The 4,094-nt window shown below is 76.4% G+C and carries 4 protein-coding genes; all 4 read left to right on the top strand.

The features are described 5' to 3' along the window. Window positions 1-584: SDR family oxidoreductase (locus tag ACFU6K_RS32945; RefSeq protein WP_380669310.1), on the top strand; the 584-nt coding region annotated here is incomplete at its 5' end. Further along, window positions 581-1,540, top strand: coding sequence for a beta-ketoacyl-ACP synthase 3 (locus ACFU6K_RS32940; RefSeq protein ID WP_380669308.1), 960 nt, complete (start codon window positions 581-583; stop codon window positions 1,538-1,540). The genes ACFU6K_RS32945 and ACFU6K_RS32940, both read left to right, overlap by 4 nt. Beyond that, the gene (locus ACFU6K_RS32935) at window positions 1,537-2,478 is read left to right on the top strand and encodes an alpha/beta fold hydrolase (RefSeq protein WP_380669306.1); all 942 of its coding nucleotides are present in this window, start codon (window positions 1,537-1,539) and stop codon (window positions 2,476-2,478) included. Before ACFU6K_RS32940 ends, ACFU6K_RS32935 begins: the two co-directional genes overlap by 4 nt. Window positions 2,479-2,501: 23 nt before the next feature. Next, window positions 2,502-4,082 (top strand): long-chain fatty acid--CoA ligase, encoded by a 1,581-nt coding sequence (locus ACFU6K_RS32930; protein ID WP_380669304.1) that lies wholly within the window; start codon window positions 2,502-2,504, stop codon window positions 4,080-4,082. Window positions 4,083-4,094 lie beyond the last annotated feature (12 nt).

The raw sequence follows: 4,094 nt of genomic DNA, 5'->3' as shown, positions 1-4,094 counted from the left end.
AGCTGGAGCAGCGCTGGGGCGGGGTCGACGGCGTGCTGCACGCCGTCGCCGCCGCCCAGCAGACGGCGCTGAGCGGCAACTTCCTCACCACCCCGCCGGAGGCCGCCGGGCTCGCCCTGCGCACCGCCGCCGTCTCCCTGCACTCGCTGGCCACCGCGCTCGCCCCGCTGCTCAGCGCGGACGGGCGGCGCGGCAGCGTCGTCGGACTGGACTTCGACGCCAGCGGCGCCTGGGCCGGCTACGACTGGATGGGCGTCAGCAAGGCGGCGCTCGGCGCGGTCTGCCGGTACCTGGCGATGTACCTCGGCCCGTCCGGCATCCGGGTCAACCTGGTGGCGGCCGGCCCGGTGGAGACCGTCGCCGGGCAGGCGATCAGCACCTTCGACCGGATCGCCGACCGCTGGCAGGCCGAGGCCCCGCTCGGCTGGGACCGCACCGACCCCGCCGTGGTGGTCGGACCGGTGCTGTTCCTGCTCTCCGACCTCGCCGCCACCGTCAGCGGGGAGATCCTGCACGCCGACGGCGGGATGCACGCCGTCCGGATGGGCACCGGACCGGCCTTCGCGGAAGGAGGCGCGGCATGACGCCCGCCATCGTTGGCGTGGGCGCCGCCCTGCCCGAACGCGTCGTCCCCAACGCCTACTTCGAGCGCATCGGCGCCTCCCCGGAGTGGATCGTCAAGCGGACCGGCATCCAGGAGCGCCGCTTCCTCCCGCCGGACGGCCGGCTCGCCGACCTCGTGGTGGCCGCCGCCGAGCAGGCGCTGCGCAGCTCCGGGCGCACCGCGGCGAGCATCCGGCACGTCGTGGTCGCCACCATCACCCCCGACCGGGTCACCCCCGGGGTGTCGGTGGAGGTCGCCGCCCGGCTCGGCATGCCGCAGGCCACCGCCTTCGACCTGCACGCGGCCTGCGCCGGGTTCGTCTACGGCCTGGACCACGCCGCCGCGCTGATCGAGACCGGCCGGGCCGGGGCGGTGCTGGTCTGCGGCGCCGACGCGCTGACCCGGATCACCGACCACGAGGACCGCGGCACCGCGGTGCTGCTGGCCGACGGCGCCGGCGCCGCCGTGGTCGCCGACGTGCCCGGCGCCCCCGACCCGTGCTTCTCGCTCGGCAGCGACGGCGAGCAGATCCCCCTGCTCTACGCCGACCGGGACGACCGCAAGCTGCGGATGGACGGCCGGGAGGTGTTCGACCACGCGGTGGAGAAGATGTCCGCCGCCACCCGGGAGGTGCTCACCCGGCGCGGCCTGACCTGCGAGGACCTCGACCTTTTCGTCGCCCACCAGGCCAACGCCCGGATCGTGCGCGCGGTCGGCAAGGAGGTCGGGCTGCCCCCGGAGCGGCTCTACCTGAACGTCCACCGGGTCGCCAACACCTCGGCGGCCTCGATCCCGCTGGGCCTGACCCACGCCCGCGAGGAGGGCCTGCTGGACGGCCCGAAGCTGCTCGGCCTCGCCGCCTTCGGCGCGGGCATCACCTGGGGCGCCGGGGTGATCGGCTGGCGGCCCGGCGCCGGCGGGGAGGCGGCGGCGTGAAGACCCCCCGGTTCCCCGTGATCGCCGAGATCGCCGCGCCGGACGGGGCCCGGATCACCGTCCGGGCGCTGGCCCGGCCGGAGCCGGCCGCCCCGGTCGTGGTCGTCCTGCCGGCGATGGGGACGGCCGCCCGGCACTACACCCCGCTGGTCCGCGCCCTGCACGCGGCCGGCCTCAGCGTGGCCACCTGCGACCTGCGCGGCCACGGCGAGAGCCGACCGGTGCCCCGGCACGGGGTCGCTTTCGGCTTCCGCGAGCTGGTGGAACAGGACTTCGGGGCGGTGCTCGACGCGGTGGCCGGGGCCTTCCCGGGCGCGCCGCGCCTGCTGCTCGGGCACAGCCTGGGCGGGCAGCTGGGCCTGGTGCACTGCGGGGTGTTCCGGCCCCGGCTGGCCGGCGCGGTCCTGGTGGCCAGCGGATCGGCCTGGTACCGGACCTTCGGCGTACGGGCGGGCCTGCGGCGGCTGGCGCTGAGCCAGTTCTCGATCGTCGCGTCGGCGGTGGTCGGCCACTGGCCGGGCGAGCGGTTCGGCTTCGGCGGCCGGGAATCACCCCGGCTGATGCGGGACTGGGCGCGGCAGATGCGCACCGGCCGCTACCGGGTGCGCGGCGCGGTCACCGACTACGAACGGGCGCTGGCCCGGGTCGACCTGCCGGTGCTGGCGGTGGACGTGCAGGGCGACGAGCTCGCCCCGCCGCGGGCCGTCGACCACCTGTGCGCCAAGCTGCCCTCGGCCCGGGTGGAGCGCTGGAGCTACACCGCCGAGCGGGCGGACGGCCGGGCGCTGGACCACTTCCGCTGGATCCGGCACAACCGCGGGCTGGTGGAGCGGATCGCCCCGTGGATGCTCGCCGCCGCCGAGGCCGCGGGCGATGCCGCGGCCGCCGAAGCCGGGTCGGACGCGGCTCCGCACGGCGGCGTCCGCCCGACCGTATAGGGACCAGACCGAGGAGTGCCCGCATGTCCGTCGTCCCCGCCCCGTCCGACCGCAGCGCCGACCTGCCGCCCGGCGCCCCCGGCCTTCCGCACGGCATCCCCGACCTGCTCACCGCGACCGCCGCCCGCTGCCCGGACCACCCCGTCCTGCGGCTCGACGAGGAGGTGCTGAGCTTCGCCGACCTGGCGGCGCGCAGCGCCCGGGCCGCGCACTGGCTGGCCGCGCTCGGCGTCGCCCCCGGCGACCGGGTGGCCGTCCTGCTGCCCAACGTGCCGGAGTTCGCGGTGCTGTACTACGGCATCCTGCGCGCCGGCGCGGTGGTCGTCCCGATGAACCCGCTGCTGAAGGCCCGGGAGATCGAGCACTGCCTCGGCGACGCCCGGCCCGCCGTGCTGCTCGCCTGGCACACGGGCGGCGAGGAGGCGGCCGAGGGCGCGCGGCGCACCGGCACCCGGCTGGTCGCCGTCGAGCCGGCCGCCCTCGCGGCGGCGCTCGCGGAGCAGCCGGCCGACCCGCCGACCGCCGCCGGGGGCCGCGGAGGAGAGGACACCGCGGTCATCCTCTACACCTCCGGAACCACCGGGGCGCCCAAGGGCGCCGAGCTGACCCACCGCAACATCGTGTGCAACGTGCGGGCCGGTATCCAGGTGCTGGGCCTGGTCGAGCGGGACGTGATCTTCGGCGGGCTGCCGCTGTTCCACTCCTTCGGCCAGGTGATCGGCCTCAACTGCGCGGTGGCCGTCGGGGCCTGCCTGACCCTGGTGCGGCGCTTCGACCCGCTGGCCGCCCTCGCGGTGATCCAGCGCGACCGGGTGAGCGTTTTCCTCGGCGTCCCGACGATGTACACCCTGATGCTGACCCACCCGCGACGCGCCGGGCACGACGTCTCCTCGCTGCGGGTGTGCCTGGCCGGCGGCGCGCCGATGCCGCCGGAGGTGCTGCGCGGCTTCGAGACCGACTTCGGCTGCGTGGTGCTGGAGGGCTACGGGCTCTCCGAGTCCTCGCCGCTGGCCTGCGCCAACCGGAGCGACCGGGAGCGGATCGCGGGCACCATCGGCATCCCGGTCGACGGGGTGTGGATGCGGATCGTCGACGAGTCCGGCCGGGAGGTGCCGGACGGCACGGTCGGCGAGGTGGTGATCCGGGGCCACAACGTGATGAAGGGCTACTGGGGCCGGCCGGACACCACCGCGCGGACCGTCCGGGACGGCTGGCTGCACACCGGGGACCTCGGCACCCGCGACGAGCGGGGCGACTTCCGGATCGTCGACCGCCGCAAGGACGTCATCCTCCGCGGCGGCTTCAACGTCTACCCGAGGGAGGTGGAGGACGTGCTGTACGAGCACCCGGCGGTGGCCGAGGCCACGGTGATCGGCGTCCCCCACCCCACCCACGGCCAGGAGGTGGCCGCCGCCGTGGTGCTGCGCGAGGGCGCCGCGGCGAGCCCGGAGGAGCTCCGCGGCTTCGTCCGGGAGCGGGTGGCCCCGTACAAGTACCCGCGGCTGGTCTGGACGGTCGACGCGCTGCCCAAGGGCCCGACCGGGAAGATCCTCAAGCGCGAGGTCGTGGTGCCCGCCGCGGAGTCGGGCCGGCCCGGGAGCTGAGCGGGCCCGCCC

The organism is Kitasatospora sp. NPDC057512 (genome assembly GCF_042802135.1).
In the GTDB taxonomy this organism is placed as follows: Bacteria; Actinomycetota; Actinomycetes; order Streptomycetales; family Streptomycetaceae; genus Kitasatospora.
Note: the sequence above shows the minus strand (reverse complement) of the source record. Positions and strands in the feature narration are given on the sequence as shown.